The following is a 15,347-nucleotide window of genomic DNA, read 5'->3' on the forward strand; positions in this document are numbered from 1 at the left end:
AATCACACTTTCTCCGAGTAGCCGCGGCTCAGGGCCCACAGCTCGGTGTATTTATTAAACGTGTATTGCGCGTTGACCACCGCCAGCAGCCAACCTTGTTTCCCATCCAGAATGCCCCCGCGCAGCAGCAGCGTTTTCACAAAGGCGCCCAGCGTATGGCCGAAGATAGCGGCCAGCGAGGTCTTTTTGCCTCTCTGATGGCGCTCCTGCGCCCAGGCGGCGGCGTAGGCCAGCTGCTTTTGCTGAAAGCCGGAGAAATCACGGCAGGTCAGATGCAGCAGGTCGCCCGCGAGTTCGATAACCCGCGCACCCTGGGCATCGAGAGATTCGTGGACCAGATTATCGTTATAGCGGTAACGGTCGCGTTCGTACAGGCGCATCACGCGGTCGGGGTACCAGCCGCTGTGGCGCATAAAGCGGCCAAGGAAATAGTTGCGCCGGGCGATGCTGTATATCGCGCCAGTTTGCGGTGCGGCCAGCACGCTGCGGATAGACTGCGCAAGCTCCGGAGTGACGCGCTCGTCGGTATCGATCATCAGCACGTAGTCGCCGGTGGCGTAGGCCTGAGCGCGCTGGCGCTGAATACCGTAGCCCTGCCAGTCGCGATTGACATGCACCTGAACGCCCTGGCTGCGGGCGAGTTCGACGGTGTTGTCGCTGCTGCCGGAATCCAGCAGCACTATCTCATCGGCCCAGCTTACCGACGCCAGACAATCAGGCAGCAGATCCACCGCGTTTTTGGCGATCATCACGACCGAGAGTCGAGGCGACATTAGTGGCTCCGCTGCGGCAGATAGGGTTGCAATAACTGTAGCAGACGGGAGAGCGCGCCCTGGTTTTGGTGCAGAACTTCCACCGCATGGCGACCGTACCACAGACGGTAATCTTCATCGGTCAGCAGGTTAGACACCTGCGTTACCAGCGAGTCGGCGTCGGTGACGGTAATCAGTCCATCGTCCTGCTGCAGCTTGGCGCAGATATCTTTGAAGTTGAACGTGTGCGGACCCATCAGTACCGGTATCGCATGGGCGGCGGGCTCCAGCGGGTTATGGCCGCCGCGCTCCACCAGGCTACCGCCGACAAACGCGAGGTCGGCAATACCGTACAGCAGCATCAGCTCGCCCATGGTATCGCCAATCACCACCTGGGTACTGTTCGACGGGATTTCGCCGGTGCTGCGCAGGGTGTAGCTCATTCCCGCTTTCTGTACCATCTCGCGGGCGTCGCCGAAGCGCTCCGGATGGCGAGGGACAAGGATCAGCAGCAGGTTGGGGAAACGCTCCAGCAGCTGCTTATGCGCCTGAAGAATAATTTGTTCTTCGCCGTCGTGGGTGCTGGTGGCAATCCATACCTGGCGGTGCGGCGCCCACTGGCGGCGCAGGGTGATGGCGCGAGCCGCCAGCTCCGGCGTGACCGAAATATCAAACTTCAGGCTGCCGGTGACCGCCAGCTGATTGCGTTTCAGGCCAAGAGCGATAAAGCGGCTGGCGTCTTCTTCATTCTGCGCGGCGATAAGGGTAATGCGGCTCAGCAGCCGACGCATAAATTTCCCCAGTTTGGCATAGCCTTTCGCCGAGCGTTCGGAGAGGCGGGCGTTGGCGATTACCAGCGGGATTTTACGCTTGTGCAGCGTGGCGACCATGTTCGGCCAGAGTTCGGTTTCCATGACGATAACCAGCTTCGGCTGAACGGTATTGAAGAAGCGGTTCATCGCGCCGGGCAGATCGTAAGGCAGATAGACGTGATGCACGTCTTTGCCGAAAGCGGACATAGCGCGTTCAGAGCCGGTTGGCGTCATGGTGGTGACGGTGATCGGCAGATAGGGGTAACGGTGGCGTAGCGCGCGCACCAGCGGAATTGCCGCCAGCGTTTCACCTACGGAAACGGAATGCAGCAGGATGCCACCCGGTTCTACCTTGTTCTGGCAGAAGCCATAACGTTCCTTCCAGCGTTTACGATAGGCAGGGGCCTTACGGCTGCGTAACAGCAGTCGCAGCCACACCAGCGGCTGAATGAGGTAAAGTAGGGCGGTATAAAGCAATTCCAAGCGATTTATCCGTATTTATGTTTTTGCGGGCAAATTCTAAGCATTTAACCCGCGTAAAGCTATCTCTTTGGCGGAAACTAAGGGATTCAGTATTAAGCCGCGTCGCGATAGCGCTTGATGCGCAGATAGCGGCGTCCAAGACGCCAGCGTAGACGGAACGTACGGGCGTTTTTCCAGATCAGGCGCCAGATACCGCGGTCAAAGAACTCTTTAATGATAATATGCTTTTTTGACTCATCTTTCATGCTATCGAAGGTATGAATAATTCCCAGCCCCTCTTTGGCGATCTGCCAGCGGCAGGCGGAAATATCGCGAACCTTGTCCGGATAGCGCTGGTTGATGGCGTCCAGCATCTCAAGAATCTTCATATAGTGGCGCGCTGAACGCATCAGCGTGTCGTCGTTGTCCGGCTTATGCGACACCGATTCCGAGTGAATATAGTAATCGTAGAACTGTTCGCTGGTGTACTGCACGCGTTCTGCCGCCAGCAGCACTTCGGTGGTCCAGGGAATATCCTGATGGCGCAGGCCAGGCTCAAAGTGGAAGCGGTGGCTCGCGATAAACTCCCGGCGGTAGATATTCAGCCAGGTGACATGCAGGAACTTACGAGAATCCAGCGCCTGCTTTAACCAGACGTGGCCGGGCAAAACGCCGGTCGACTGCAGCCGGTCCAGCGGAAAAATAGGATGGATATCTTTTTTCGTCTCGTAGACGTAGCGGCCGTTGCAGGTGGCGACGTCTAGATTGCCCTTTTCCGCCATCTCCAGAAGCGTACGGTACATGCCCGGGTAAAGCTTATCGTCGATATCCGGGAAGGTCAGGTACTTACCCGTCGCCGCGGCGAGGCCGGTATTGCGCGCCACCGACACGCCCTGGTTTTCCTGCTCCAGCACGAGCACGTTTTGCAGGCGCTCTTTCCACTGGTCGATAACCGCAAGGCTGCCGTCCGTCGACCCGTCGTTCACCAGGATCAGTTCATAGCTTTCCAGCTGCTGTTGCTCAAGGCACTCAAAGAATTGCGCAAGGAATTTTTCGCCGTTATAGACGGCGGCTACGATGCTTAGTAAAGGCGTTTGACTCATAACTCATTCGATCCTGGTTGAATAACGGCGTCAGGCGCTGCGCAGCTGACGATACTGCTGACAAATCGATGCCACGCTGAACTTCTCCAGCGCCGCTGCGTCGATGGCCGGCGGGCTATGGTAAATGCTTTGCATCGTCTGAGCCAGCGCCGGGCTGTTGAGATCCGCCAGGCCACGCGACAGCTCGCCGGTGAGGATCTCGGTCACGCCGCCCGGGCAGCGGGTGCTGGCGACCGGCGTATCCAGCAGCAGCGCCTCAACCACCACGTTGCCAAAGCCTTCGCTATCGGAGCTGAGGACCAGCATCCGCGCGCCTTTAATCCACGGCAGCGGGTTTTTCTGGAAGCCCTTAAACAGGACGCGATCGGCAACCTGTAGCTGCTGCGCCAGCTGGCGCAGGCGCTGTTCTTGTTCCGGTTTTCCCTGCCCCAGCAGCACCAGCGGCGCATCGATACCGCTTTGCGCATAGGCCTCAATCAGGCGGTCGTGGCGTTTACCGGGATGAAAGCGGCCCACGTGGATAATATAGTCGCCGTCGGGGCGCTGGCTGGATTCTTCGGCCGCGGCGCGCAGCGCGGGGATATCAAACGGGTTATAGATGGTTTTAAGCTGGGCAGGGCGAATAGCGAACTGCTCGACCAGGTCTTGACCTACCGCATCGGAGACGGCGACGACGTTGCGTCCCCGGTAAACGCGCCCGATTTTCTGCTGTTTCAGCCAGCGGTCAAAACCGCTGCGGTGTCCGAGATAGGACGCGGAGAACACGCCGTGCAGGCAAAACCAGACGTTGCGCCCGTTCAGCAGGCGGCTGCGGGAGACAATGCGGTCGGTTTTATGCAGATTCGAGAGCACCAGATCGAAACGGCCCTGCTGTTCTGCTTTCTCGATTGCCGCATCAAGCTGGCGCGCGCGTCGGGACAGCTCCGTCAGCTTGCGCCACGGCTTGCGGCAGCGATCGGCGATGACCTGATAATCCAGCCCTTCCGGCAGCGGATAATCGCAGACGTCGCGCAGGGAAAAAAGTGATACCTGTTCACCCTGGCTAAGAAAATGCGCTGCCAGCGTCAGCACGACTTTTTCCGCGCCGCCGCCGGGCAGGCCGTCGATAACAAACAGTATGCGCATCGTTATTTCACCAAATCCTGATAGAGGGAGAGCAGCTGCGCCGAGAGACGTTCGCTGGTGCAGGTCATGATGCGCTCGCGGGCGCGTTCGCCTTGCGCAGAGCCTAACGCCCGGGTGGGCAGGGCGCTAACCGACTCCTGCAGGGCCGGGATATCCAGCGCATCGCAAACGTAGCCATTGCTGCCCTGAACAATAAACTCCGCGCCGCCGCAGCCGGTAGTGGTAATCACCGGCAGGCCGCAGGCCATCGCTTCGAGAATGACGTTGGGAAACGGATCGTACAGCGTCGGCAGCAGCAGGCCGTCGGCCATCTGATAGAACGGCAGGGTTTCCGACTGCATGCCGAAGAAGCGCACCCGCTCCTCGCAGTTCAGCGTTTTCGCCAGCTGCTGATAGCGGCCCTGCTCTTTATCTTTGCCCACCACCAGCAGGTAGCGGTTGGTCGGCGCGATGGCGCGGATCGCCGCATCCAGCCCCTTGCGCTCAAAGCCGGAGCCGACGTAGATCAGGCAGGTCGCCTGGCGCGGCAGATTCCATTTGGCGCGCAGCGCGACAAAGGCTTCTTCCGTCGGCGGCAGAAAACGCTGGTTATCGATAGCGTTATAGATAACGTGGATTTTTTCCGCCGGCAGGCCGAAGTCTTCAATAATCTCGCGTTTAATCATCTCCGCGTTGCAGATAACGCCGCGCAGGTGCGCGTCCTGGTACATGTCGCGCTCGGCCTGCATTACATAACGATGGTAGCGGTCGGCAAACAGCAGGCGGCTTTTCCAGCCGGGCAAAATGCGCGAGCGCTGCTGCAGCCAGCGGCGGTGCACGCCGTCTCCGGCGCGGTACAGGTCGCAGCCGGGGATACGCTCGTGGCTTTGCACCAGATCGAAGGCTTCGCGCTGCCACAGCTGGCGGGCGGCGTCGGCAAATCCTCGCTCGCGGCTGATCCGCCCCCATTTGCGCGGATTGCAGATGTGGATGTTCCACTCGGGCTTCACCGGCCCCTGCCATTCGCGGGTGATGACGTTCAGTTCAAGATCGCTGTCGTCGAGGGCTTCCAGCGCGCGGGAGACAAAGCGCTCCGCGCCGCCGTCCGGGCGATACTTCTGGCGTACCAGAGCCAGCCTGAATTTACTCATGCCAGTACCTTTTTCGCCGCCGCGATAACCGCGTCGGTGGGGATTAAATCGAGAAAGCGTTCGTTGGTGTTGGTATCAATGTCGTCAGGATCGGGAATCGCTCCGAAATCACCCGCCCAAATCACCTCGCCCTGCGCCTGCCATGGACGCCAGAAGGTGAGCTTGGAGGGGCCGAATAGCGCCACCAGCGGCGTACCGAGCGCGGCGGCCATATGCATCGGCACGGAGTCGACGCCGATAAACAGGCGGGCATGGTCGATGACGGACGCCAGCTGGCGCAGGGTGAGCAGCCCGGCGAGGGAGTGCAGGCGAGCATTGGGGCAGCCCGCCATAATGGTGTCGATCATCTGCTTCTCTCTGGCGTCAGGGCCGGAGGTCAGCACGACCGGGTAGCCTGCTTCAGAAAGCGCGTTTATCAGGGCGCTCATCCGCCCTTCGCGCCAGCACTTAAAGAACCAGCGGGAGGTGGGCTGAATGACGATATAGTTATCCTGAAATCCTGCCGGCAGCAGCGCGCGGCTGGCGCGCCAGTCCTGCTCGCTGTAGCCCATCGTCGCCGGCGCGTCAGCAATATCCAGCCCAAGCGGCGCCAGAATCGACAGATTCTGCTGCACGGTATGCAGCTGGTTATGCCGCTCGGTTGAAGCGAGGGCGGTATGGCAAAAACGCCAGGCCGGGTGGCGACGCTTCGGAAAGTCAAAGCCGATACGGATGGCCGCCCCGGTCAGTTTGGTGATGATCGCGCTGGGCCACTGATCGGCAAGATTGAGCACCATATCGTAGCGCTGCTGGCGGAGCGTGCGAATCAGCCGCCACTCCATCTTCAGCTGATGGCCGGCGCCCTGTTTTTTCCAGCGCCGGTCAATGCCGTAAATGTGGCGGATATCCGTATTCGCTGCGAGCATATCCCGGGTTTCTTCATAAAGCAGCACATCCACGCTGGCGGCGGGATATTGCTGCTTAAGCGCGTGAATAAGCGGCGTTATCAATAACATATCGCCATGATGGCGAAGCTTAATAACCAGGATTCGCGCCGGGTTCACGCGGCCGGAAGTGCGGGTTTCAGGCGTCATTCTCTATTCTTCATTCAGGGGCAGGGCTCCGATTCTAGGGGATCAGATAGATTGAGAGAAGCCTTGTCTTGCTCTACCATGACCCGATACGTATGGCCTGAGGACGTTTTCGTGCACAAACCCGCATTTCTCATCACGATTGATACAGAGGGTGATAACCTCTGGCAAAAACATGACAGCATCACCACCGAGAATGCGCGCTATCTACCGCGTTTTCAGCAGCTTTGCGAAAAGTATGCTTTTAAACCGGTCTGGTTGACCAACTATGAAATGGCTATCGACCCGGTTTATATCGAATTTGCCAAAGATGCGATCGCCCGGGGAACCGCGGAAATCGGTATGCATCTCCACGCGTGGAACAGCCCGCCGACCGATCCGCTCACCGATGACGACTGGCGACATAAACCGTATTTGATCGAGTACAGCGATGCGGCGATGCGGGCAAAAGTCGACTATATGACCCGCCTGCTGGAGGACACCTTTCAGACCAAAATGGTCAGCCATCGCGCCGGGCGCTGGGCGTTTGACGAGCGCTACGCGCGTCTGCTGGTGGAGTATGGCTATCTGGTGGATTGCTCGGTTACCCCGAGGGTGAACTGGAAGACGGCGAAAGGCGCGCCGCAGGGCGACGGCGGTACCGATTACCGTCATTTCCCGCAGCACGCCTATTTTCTTGACGAGAATGATATCCGTCGTGAAGGGCAATCATCGCTGCTGGAAGTGCCGATGAGCATTCAGTACAAGCATTCCGCGTGGATGAATAGCCTGAAGCAGGGCTACGATCGCCTGCGCGGCAAAGTACGCTCGCCGTCGGTACACTGGCTGCGTCCGATGGGCGGCAACGTTGAGACGATGAAAAAAGTGGTCGAACAAACGTTGACTCAGGGTAATGACTACGTCGAATATATGCTCCACTCTTCAGAGTACATGCCCGGCGGCAGCCCAACGTTTAAAAACGAGCAGGATATCGAGCGCTTATATGCCGATCTGGACGCTTTTTTCAGCTGGCTGGCGCCGCAGGTGAAGGGAATGACGTTGGCGGAGTACTACCAACAGAAACTCACACAGCGATAAAAGATCACAACCAGGTACCGTATGCGTATCGTGAAGCAGTTTACGCGGAAGAAAAATGCCTTCTTCCGCGAAATTAAGTTTAATTTAATTAACTATCGTTACAGAAATAAAAGCGCACGCCAGCCCTTTAATTCCGCGAAGATTCAGCATGTTTTATTATTGCGCCTGGATGACAAAGTTGGGGATATGGTCGTAACGACCGGCTGCGCAAAGCTTTTAGCTGACCGGGGCTATAAGGTTTCGGTTCTTACCGGGCCGGTTTGTAAGCAGATGCTTGCCGGTGCGGATTTTCTTGAGCAGGTTTATTTATATCAGCCGCGGATGGCGTTAAACGCACTGCGTGCGGCAGGATTTGACGCGGTCGTTGATTTTGATGACGTGAAAACCTACGAGCGTTTTAAACTGCTGGCTGATTTACGCCCTGGCTGCGTTATCGGTTTTAATAAACAAGAATATAAGCTTTACGATCACTCCATCCCTTTTCTGGATAGCAGCAGCCATATTTCCGCGCGCTATAAAGCCGTCGCCAGGCTATTTGGCATAGAACACCCTCATTACCACTATCATCTGCCCGGCGATGCTTTTGAGCGGGAAAGAGTCAAAACACTGCTGTCTCAGCACAAGGGGAGTCAGCTCTGTATTGCCATAAACCCGTTTACCGCCTCAACGGATAAAGACTTTTGCCGTCATCAGGTTTCTGCTCTGATTGAACGCTTATATACGCTCCCTTATAAAATCAGCGTCGTGATGGTCGGGCATAGCGAGAAAATTCGTCAGCTTAATCTGGAAACGGCGCTGCATCTGCCAGATAGCAATATTAATTCAGCGGTTGAGATTGTTCGCCATTGCGATCTGGTGATTACGGCGGATACCGCCATCGTGCATATTGCTCGCGCGTTCGACAAGCCCATGGTGGCGGTTTACAACAAACGTAAACTCAAAGATACCGGTTTGCCAGGCTATACCATTTGGGCGCCGGGTTATGACAAGGCCAGACAAATTGTCTGCGAAGAGACTAACGTCGCCGACATGACCATTGACGCGGTCTGGCCGGCGATCAAAGCGCAGGCGGATGCCCTGATCGCCGCTCGCCAGCAGGCATAAAAAAGGGCCCGCTGCGGGCCCTTCTCTTAGCGTTTCGCCTTCAGGCTGCCGCTCAGCGCGATGCCCAGCGGCAGCCAAAACAGCGGCCAGCTTTCGCGAGGGTTGCTGATGATAAACATGCCCTGCGAGGCCATAAAAATCAGCGCATAGATAAAAATCGCCAGCCCGTAGCGGCCATGCTGCTGTTTACGCCATGCCTGCCATAACCCTCCGGCAATCACCGCCAGCAGCAGCGCCAGGCCGATTATGCCGCCTTTCAACAGAGCACCAAGATAGACGCTGTGGGTGGTAGTGATATGCTCGCCGCTGTAGTTGGTAAAGTTCAGCTCGTAGTCAAAGCCCCGACCCAGCCACGGCTGGCTGGCCACTTCCTGGAGCGTATGGTGCCAGATACTCAAGCGCAATCCGCTTTGGGTGCCCAGCTCTTCAAAGCGCGCCAGCAGCAGGTCTCCCGTTGGCGTAAAGAAGAAAAGCGCGCCCAGAACCAACGCTAACGCGGCGACAATCAGAAGGTTGCGGCGGGTAAAGACGTGCAGGTGCAGGGTGCAAATAAACGCCACCAGCAGCGCGATAATCGGGCCGCGGCTTTGGGTCAGAAACAGCATCACCAGCATGATAGCCATCGGCACATACAGCAGGTGGCTGCCTTTCTCCTTCAGCAGCATCGCGCAAATAAGGATACCGATACCGCAATAGCCCGCCAGGTCGATCACGTTGGTCGGGCCGGGATTCTCCGGCGAAACCAGGCGTTCCTTGAGGACCAGCGTGAAGTCGATCGCCATCGTCCAGACGGAGAGTACCGTAATCCCGGCCACGACGCTCAGCAGCGCCAGATGTCGGGTCCGGGGATGGCCAAGTAGCGTTGTCAGCAGCAGAAGATAGAAAATTAAATAGGTGCCGTGGGTCACAGGGGAATCGATATGCTGCGGCGTCTGCCCCCAAATATTGCTCAGCGCATAGTACACGCAGAATACGACCAGCAGGCTATAAACCGGCCACCGCTGGCGGATGCTTTCCGCTATTGCCTGACGATTGTCTTTGTTAAGCAGTGAAAGCAAAAAGAGCAAAATAGATAAATGAAGGAGGTTATTTGTCCGGGTTGATACGCAGAAAATAGCGCTAAAAAACAGAAACAAAGTGAAGAAAACGGTGTAGCCCTGTCTGGCGTAATTACTTATTTTTAAAGTACTCATCAAAAGAAACCTTTTCGAAAATCGTTTCCGGAACCGCGCTTTCTAACGAGAAGTTGACGACCCGAATATGGTTTTGTTGCAGCACGTTGGCAGCGTGCGAAAAGGACGGCATGACCAGGTCATCCACCTTATTTGCCAGCCAGGAGGGGAGTTTATCCTGTTCCGTTTCGTAGAATCGCGGCTGGTTGAAATTACTCATATCCAGCCCGCTTATCAGAATGGTTTTAAATCCCAGCCACATCAGAATTTGCAGTGCCCAGTAGACCACGGTTCCGGCATCGAAAATGCCGTGACGAATGTCGGTGCTAAAGCAAATATCCTGCCTTTGCGGATGAAAGCGTAGCGCGGGGACGCCGCGCCAGGCCTGCTGTATCGCATTTTTGGCGACTTTAGGCTGATAAATTTTATAACAGGCGTCTTCAATTAATGCCAAACGACAGCGAAGCTCTGCGCCGTGGCGGTCGAGGATTTTGGCGATACCGTGCATGGTGGTGAAGAGCACAATGTCAGCCTGGCTAATCACCGAACGGATCACGTCCGGTTTTTTATCGTAAAACTCCATATCCACGATGGTATAGAGCGAAAATTTAATTTTATCAGAGAGATGCCAGGCGCCGTTCACCCCCATCACCGGAATACTTTTCGGCAGCAGCGTAAAATCGATGCGGCGCGTAGAGGGGCCGGTGGCGGTCAGCAGCACCTCGCCCTGAGCGCTATCCTTCAGTTCGCTGAGATTGACCAGCGGAACCGCTTTCCCTTTGTATTTCAGGGTGCGGATTTCGCCGCTCGCCGCGCGCGTGATATGGGTAAACGGCCAGAGATTTTCGTTATGGCGAAAGGCGCGTCGATGCGTGTAGCGATAGATCTGCTTAAATAATGAACCCATTAAGCCAGTTCCTGAGATTTCAACAGTTGCCGAACCCGGGACGCGGGAATATCGCCCGTGCTGCTGCCGCTTTCCGGGCGCACCACGTGCTGATTTTTACCGTAGCCGCCAATCAGCCCCGGATCGGTCGGGCCGTACAGCGTGAAGTTCGGTTTATCGAGCGCGGCGGTGAGATGGCTCAGCCCCGTGTCGACGGAAACGACCCCGCGCGCGCCGGCCAGCACCTGGGCTACCTGCTCCAGGCTCATGCGCGGCAGGACGTCGACAAAATCGTGCCCTTCCGCCAGGCGTCCGGCCCGCGCCTCTTCATGGGGGGCGCCCCACGGCAGTTTGATACGTACGCCGCTGTCGGCAAGCAGGGCGATAAGCGCCCGCCAGTTCTCTTCCGGCCAGTGTTTATCATCGCGCGTCGTGGCGTGGAGGAACACCAGATACGGCGCAGCGGACGGGTCAGCCTGACGCAAAAAATGGCGGGCGATCGCGTAGTCGCCCTGGGTTTCCGGCTTCGCGTAGCCGAGGCTTTTCGCGAACAGCTCGCGGGTGCGCTCAACGGCGTGCTGCTGTTTAGCGATATGGTGACGACGGTTGTAAAACAGGCTCGCCAGCGGCTCGCGGGCGGTCTGCCAGTCCATACCGTGCTTCACGCCGCGGGCCAGTCGGGTGACCAGAGCGGCGCTCTTCACCAGCCCCTGGGCATCGATGATAGCGTCGTACTTTTCCGCGCGCACGGCCTCGCGGAACGCCTTGCGCTCGGCTTTGATCGGCGCGGAAAACCACGCCTTGCGCCAGCGGCGAATCGCCACCGGGATGACCCGGTCGACGCTCTCATGCCAGGAAGGGATCTGCGCGAAGCCTTCTTCAACCACCCAGTCGAAACGAATGCCGGGAAAGGCCAGCGCGGCGTCGCTCAGCGCGGGCAGCGTGTGCAGCACGTCGCCCATGGACGAGGTTTTTACGATCAGTACCCGCATCCGTCAGGCTTCCTCTTGTTCCGTTTTTTCCAGCAGCAGGTCGTTTAATTCTTCCAGTACGCGCTGCGGCGTAATGTCGATCAAACTCTGATGATAGCCTTCGGCGGCGTCGCCTTTACGCACTTTGTGGTAGCCGCTGATCAGGCGGATCACGCGCGCTTTGTGCGATAGCGGTGGAGTGAAGTCCGGGCTGCTGGGCCCGTAGAGCGCCACCAGCGGACGGTCCAGCGCCGCGGCGACGTGCATCAGGCCGGAATCGTTGCTGACCACCGCTTTACAGGCGGCGATCAGAATAACGGCCTGCTCAAGCTGGGTTTCGCCGGCCAGATTGCGGCACCATGCCTGCTGTTCGGTCGTGAGCGCGGCGAGGATTTCATTGCCCGCTTCGTGGTCTTTCGCGGAGCCAAACAGTACGATCTGAAAGCCTTCGTCGATCAGCTGTTTCGCCAGCTCGGCGTAGTGATAGTGCGGCCAGCGTTTTGCCGGGCCGAACTCTGCGCCGGGGCAGAAGCCGATAATCGGGCGCTCGGCTGAGAGATTAAACGCGCTGCAGGCCTGCGATTTTTCGCCTTCATGCACCTGCAGCTGCGGCCAGAGAAGCGGCTGCGGCAGATCTTTCGCGCAGCGCATCACGCCTTTGTCGTAGGCCAGACCGACGTAGCGTTCGACCATCAGCGGCCAGGCGTCTTTATCCAGCTTACGGGCATCGTTCAGCAGGCCGTAGCGCATTTCGCCGAGCCAGCCTGTGCGATGCGGTATTCCCGCAAAGAACGGCACGAGGGCCGATTTAAACGAGTTGGGCAGCACGAAAGCGCGATCGTAGCGACGTTCGCGCAGGCTGTGCCCAAGCTTACGCCGTTCACCGATTTCCAGCGCGCCGTGGCCGAGCGGCATCGGGATCGCCTCGTTGACTTCCGGCATGCGCGATAGCAGCGGACGGCACCATGCGGGCGCCATCACGTCGATTATCGCCTGGGGATAGCGCGCCCTGAGCGTACGGTAAAGACTTTGCGACATCATCATGTCGCCCACCCATGACGGGCCAACCACCAATATTTTCATTCATTCCATCCTTCAAGCTGTCTCTGCGTTGGCTGCCTGCGTTCCCTCCGGTCACTGACTTTAGTCAGCTCCCGGAGAATCACTGAGTTGCCGCCTTGATACCGCTCGAATGATTTTATGAATTCGCATGATTGTCGCGATTGAGCCAGGCCATATATTCCGTTACGCCTTCGGCAACGGTCTTAAACGGTTTATCGTAGCCCGCTGCGCGCAGGTTAGTCAGATCCGCCTGGGTAAACGCCTGATAGCGGCCTTTGAGTTTATCCGGGAACGGAATGTACTCGATGCTGCCTTTCTGGTGATAAGCCAGCGTTGCGTCTGCAACGGCCTGGAAAGACTCCGCGCGCCCGGTGCCGAGGTTGAAGATGCCGGAAACGCCGTTTTCCCAGAACCACAGGTTCACCGCCGCGACGTCGCCGACGTAGACGAAGTCGCGCTTGAAGCCGTCGCTGCCTTCGAACAATTTCGGACTTTCGCCATTATTCAGCTGGGTGTTCAGATGGAAAGCGACGCTGGCCATGCTGCCTTTATGGCCTTCGCGCGGCCCGTAGACGTTGAAATAGCGGAAGCCGACAATCTGCGAGTTCGCTTCCGGCAGGATCTGACGGACGTATTCATCAAACAGAAACTTGGAGTAGCCGTAAACGTTGAGCGGCTGCTCGTATTCGCGGGATTCAATAAAGTCGCTGGTGCGGCCGCCGTAGGTCGCTGCGGAAGAGGCGTACAGGAACGGGATTTCACGCTCCAGACAGTAGTGCAGTACCTCTTTGGAATACTGATAGTTGTTATCCATCATGTACTTGCCGTCCCACTCCGTGGTGGAAGAGCAGGCGCCTTCATGGAAAATAGCGTCGATATCGCCGAACTCTTCGCCCGCCATAATCTGGATCAGAAAGTCTTCTTTATCCATGTAGTCGGCAATGTTCAAATCCACCAGATTGATGAATTTGGTCCCGTCTTTCAGATTATCTACGACCAGAATGTCGGTAATACCCTGGTCATTCAGCGCCTTAACGATATTGCTGCCGATAAAGCCTGCGCCGCCGGTAACGATGATCATAACTGTAACCTTTGAAGTTGGTAGTCCAGAGACAATCCGGACATGAATACTCCTATCATATCACTACATCGGAAAGGCTTCAGCCATTCGCCGATAAGGTAGAGAGGGACTCGTGATTTATGCTGCAAATAATTCATACAGTAATGCATCATCTCGTATCAGCGTATATCTTTAGGTAATATACCCGTCATACTTCAAGTTACAGGTACGTTGGTTTTCCTCGCTCACCCCAGTCACTTACCAGAGTAAGCTCCTGGGGATTCGCTGCGTCACCGCCTTCCTGAAACTCGAATTATTTAGGGTAATATGTGCCAAATTTTGCCGAATCTGGAGAGTTGCAATGCGTGGGGATTTCTACAAACAGTTAACCAATGACCTGGATACCGCGCGCGCGGAAGGGTTGTTTAAAGAAGAACGGATTATCACTTCGGCGCAGCAGGCGGATATCACCGTCGGCGGCAGCCAGGTCATTAACTTCTGCGCCAATAACTATCTCGGCCTCGCGAACCACCCGGAACTGATTGCCGCCGCGAAAAGCGGGATGGACAGCCACGGCTTCGGCATGGCCTCCGTGCGCTTTATCTGCGGTACCCAGGACAGCCACAAAGCGCTTGAGAAGAAGCTGGCCGATTTTCTCGGTATGGAAGATGCGATTCTATACTCCTCCTGCTTCGACGCCAACGGCGGCCTGTTTGAAACCCTGCTCGGCGCAGAGGACGCGATTATCTCCGATGCCCTGAACCACGCGTCGATCATCGACGGCGTGCGCCTGTGTAAAGCGAAGCGCTTCCGCTATGCCAACAACGATATGCAGGAGCTGGAAGCCCGTCTGAAAGAGGCGCGTGAAGCCGGCGCGCGCCATGTACTGATCGCCACCGACGGCGTGTTCTCCATGGACGGGGTGATCGCCAACCTGAAGGGCGTCTGCGATCTGGCGGATAAGTACGACGCGCTGGTGATGGTCGATGATTCGCACGCCGTGGGTTTTGTGGGTGAAAACGGCCGCGGCTCCCATGAGTACTGCGACGTGATGGGCCGCGTCGACATTATCACCGGTACGCTGGGTAAAGCGCTGGGCGGCGCGTCCGGCGGCTATACCGCCGCGCGTAAAGAAGTCGTCGAGTGGCTGCGCCAGCGCTCGCGTCCGTATCTGTTCTCCAACTCGCTGGCGCCGGCGATTGTCGCCGCCTCCATCAAAGTGCTGGAGATGGTGGAAGCGGGCAGCGAGCTGCGCGATCGCCTGTGGGCTAACGCGCGCCTGTTCCGTGAAAAAATGACCGCGGCAGGGTTTACCCTTGCGGGCGCCGATCACGCCATTATCCCGGTGATGCTCGGTGAAGCCACCGTGGCGCAGCAGTTCGCGCGCGAGCTGCAAAAAGAAGGTATTTACGTCACCGGATTCTTCTACCCGGTGGTACCAAAAGGCCAGGCGCGTATCCGTACCCAGATGTCTGCGGCGCATACCCCTGAACAAATTGAACGTGCGGTGGAAGCCTTTACCCGCATCGGTAAACAACTGGGCGTCATTGCCTGAGGGTGT

14 protein-coding genes are annotated in these 15,347 nt (G+C 57.4%); 3 read left to right on the forward strand and 11 right to left on the reverse strand.

Features of this window, described 5'->3' with window-relative positions; translation table 11 throughout:
• Positions 1 to 2: 2 nt before the first annotated feature.
• From ACESQ2_RS03325 to rfaQ, 6 genes are all read right to left on the reverse strand, one after another.
• Entirely contained in the window at positions 3 to 773 is a 771-nt protein-coding gene (locus ACESQ2_RS03325; protein WP_038423862.1) for a glycosyltransferase family 2 protein, read from the reverse strand.
• A complete protein-coding gene (gene waaA, locus ACESQ2_RS03330; protein ID WP_014227249.1) occupies positions 773 to 2,047 on the reverse strand; it encodes a lipid IV(A) 3-deoxy-D-manno-octulosonic acid transferase in 1,275 nt (424 codons plus the stop codon). Before waaA ends, ACESQ2_RS03325 begins: the two co-directional genes overlap by 1 nt.
• A 92-nt stretch (positions 2,048 to 2,139) precedes the next feature.
• The gene (locus ACESQ2_RS03335) at positions 2,140 to 3,129 is read right to left on the reverse strand and encodes a glycosyltransferase (protein WP_014227248.1); all 990 of its coding nucleotides are present in this window, start codon (positions 3,127 to 3,129) and stop codon (positions 2,140 to 2,142) included.
• Between the two features lie 30 nt (positions 3,130 to 3,159).
• A complete protein-coding gene (locus ACESQ2_RS03340; protein ID WP_373170157.1) occupies positions 3,160 to 4,254 on the reverse strand; it encodes a glycosyltransferase in 1,095 nt (364 codons plus the stop codon).
• Positions 4,255 to 4,256: 2 nt separating this feature from the next.
• Entirely contained in the window at positions 4,257 to 5,384 is a 1,128-nt protein-coding gene (locus tag ACESQ2_RS03345; protein ID WP_102803687.1) for a glycosyltransferase family 4 protein, read from the reverse strand.
• Positions 5,381 to 6,457: a putative lipopolysaccharide heptosyltransferase III gene (gene rfaQ, locus ACESQ2_RS03350; RefSeq protein ID WP_025107815.1), complete on the reverse strand. Its 1,077-nt coding sequence runs from the start codon at positions 6,455 to 6,457 to the stop codon at positions 5,381 to 5,383. Before rfaQ ends, ACESQ2_RS03345 begins: the two co-directional genes overlap by 4 nt.
• 111 nt (positions 6,458 to 6,568) lie before the next feature.
• Here rfaQ and ACESQ2_RS03355 point away from each other — a divergent pair, with 111 nt between their 5' ends.
• Both ACESQ2_RS03355 and ACESQ2_RS03360 read left to right on the forward strand, forming a co-directional pair.
• Positions 6,569 to 7,531, forward strand: coding sequence for a polysaccharide deacetylase family protein (locus tag ACESQ2_RS03355; RefSeq protein WP_046876800.1), 963 nt, complete (start codon positions 6,569 to 6,571; stop codon positions 7,529 to 7,531).
• Positions 7,532 to 7,552: 21 nt separating this feature from the next.
• Positions 7,553 to 8,635 carry a glycosyltransferase family 9 protein gene (locus ACESQ2_RS03360; protein WP_046876799.1) on the forward strand — a complete coding sequence of 361 codons (1,083 nt, stop codon included), beginning with the start codon at positions 7,553 to 7,555 and terminating at the stop codon, positions 8,633 to 8,635.
• Positions 8,636 to 8,661: 26 nt separating this feature from the next.
• Here the strand turns inward: ACESQ2_RS03360 and ACESQ2_RS03365 are convergent, their stop codons facing one another.
• The 5 genes from ACESQ2_RS03365 to rfaD form a co-directional block, all read right to left on the reverse strand.
• Positions 8,662 to 9,828 carry an O-antigen ligase family protein gene (locus tag ACESQ2_RS03365; protein ID WP_345911806.1) on the reverse strand — a complete coding sequence of 389 codons (1,167 nt, stop codon included), beginning with the start codon at positions 9,826 to 9,828 and terminating at the stop codon, positions 8,662 to 8,664.
• A complete protein-coding gene (locus ACESQ2_RS03370) occupies positions 9,806 to 10,714 on the reverse strand; it encodes a sugar glycosyltransferase (RefSeq protein WP_014839787.1) in 909 nt (302 codons plus the stop codon). Before ACESQ2_RS03370 ends, ACESQ2_RS03365 begins: the two co-directional genes overlap by 23 nt.
• Positions 10,714 to 11,685: a lipopolysaccharide heptosyltransferase RfaC gene (gene rfaC / locus ACESQ2_RS03375; protein WP_025107811.1), complete on the reverse strand. Its 972-nt coding sequence runs from the start codon at positions 11,683 to 11,685 to the stop codon at positions 10,714 to 10,716. Before rfaC ends, ACESQ2_RS03370 begins: the two co-directional genes overlap by 1 nt.
• Before the next feature lie 3 nt (positions 11,686 to 11,688).
• Positions 11,689 to 12,747, reverse strand: coding sequence for an ADP-heptose--LPS heptosyltransferase RfaF (rfaF, locus tag ACESQ2_RS03380; RefSeq protein ID WP_014227240.1), 1,059 nt, complete (start codon positions 12,745 to 12,747; stop codon positions 11,689 to 11,691).
• 115 nt (positions 12,748 to 12,862) lie between these two features.
• On the reverse strand, positions 12,863 to 13,807 hold the full coding sequence (gene rfaD, locus ACESQ2_RS03385; protein WP_014227239.1) for an ADP-glyceromanno-heptose 6-epimerase: 945 nt from the start codon (positions 13,805 to 13,807) through the stop codon (positions 12,863 to 12,865).
• A gap of 340 nt (positions 13,808 to 14,147) precedes the next feature.
• Here rfaD and kbl point away from each other — a divergent pair, with 340 nt between their 5' ends.
• Positions 14,148 to 15,341 (forward strand): glycine C-acetyltransferase, encoded by a 1,194-nt coding sequence (gene kbl / locus ACESQ2_RS03390; RefSeq protein WP_014227238.1) that lies wholly within the window; start codon positions 14,148 to 14,150, stop codon positions 15,339 to 15,341.
• The last annotated feature ends 6 nt before the right edge of the window (positions 15,342 to 15,347 follow it).

This window comes from Klebsiella sp. Q11 (assembly GCF_964241505.1).
Lineage (GTDB): Bacteria > Pseudomonadota > Gammaproteobacteria > Enterobacterales > Enterobacteriaceae > Klebsiella > Klebsiella michiganensis.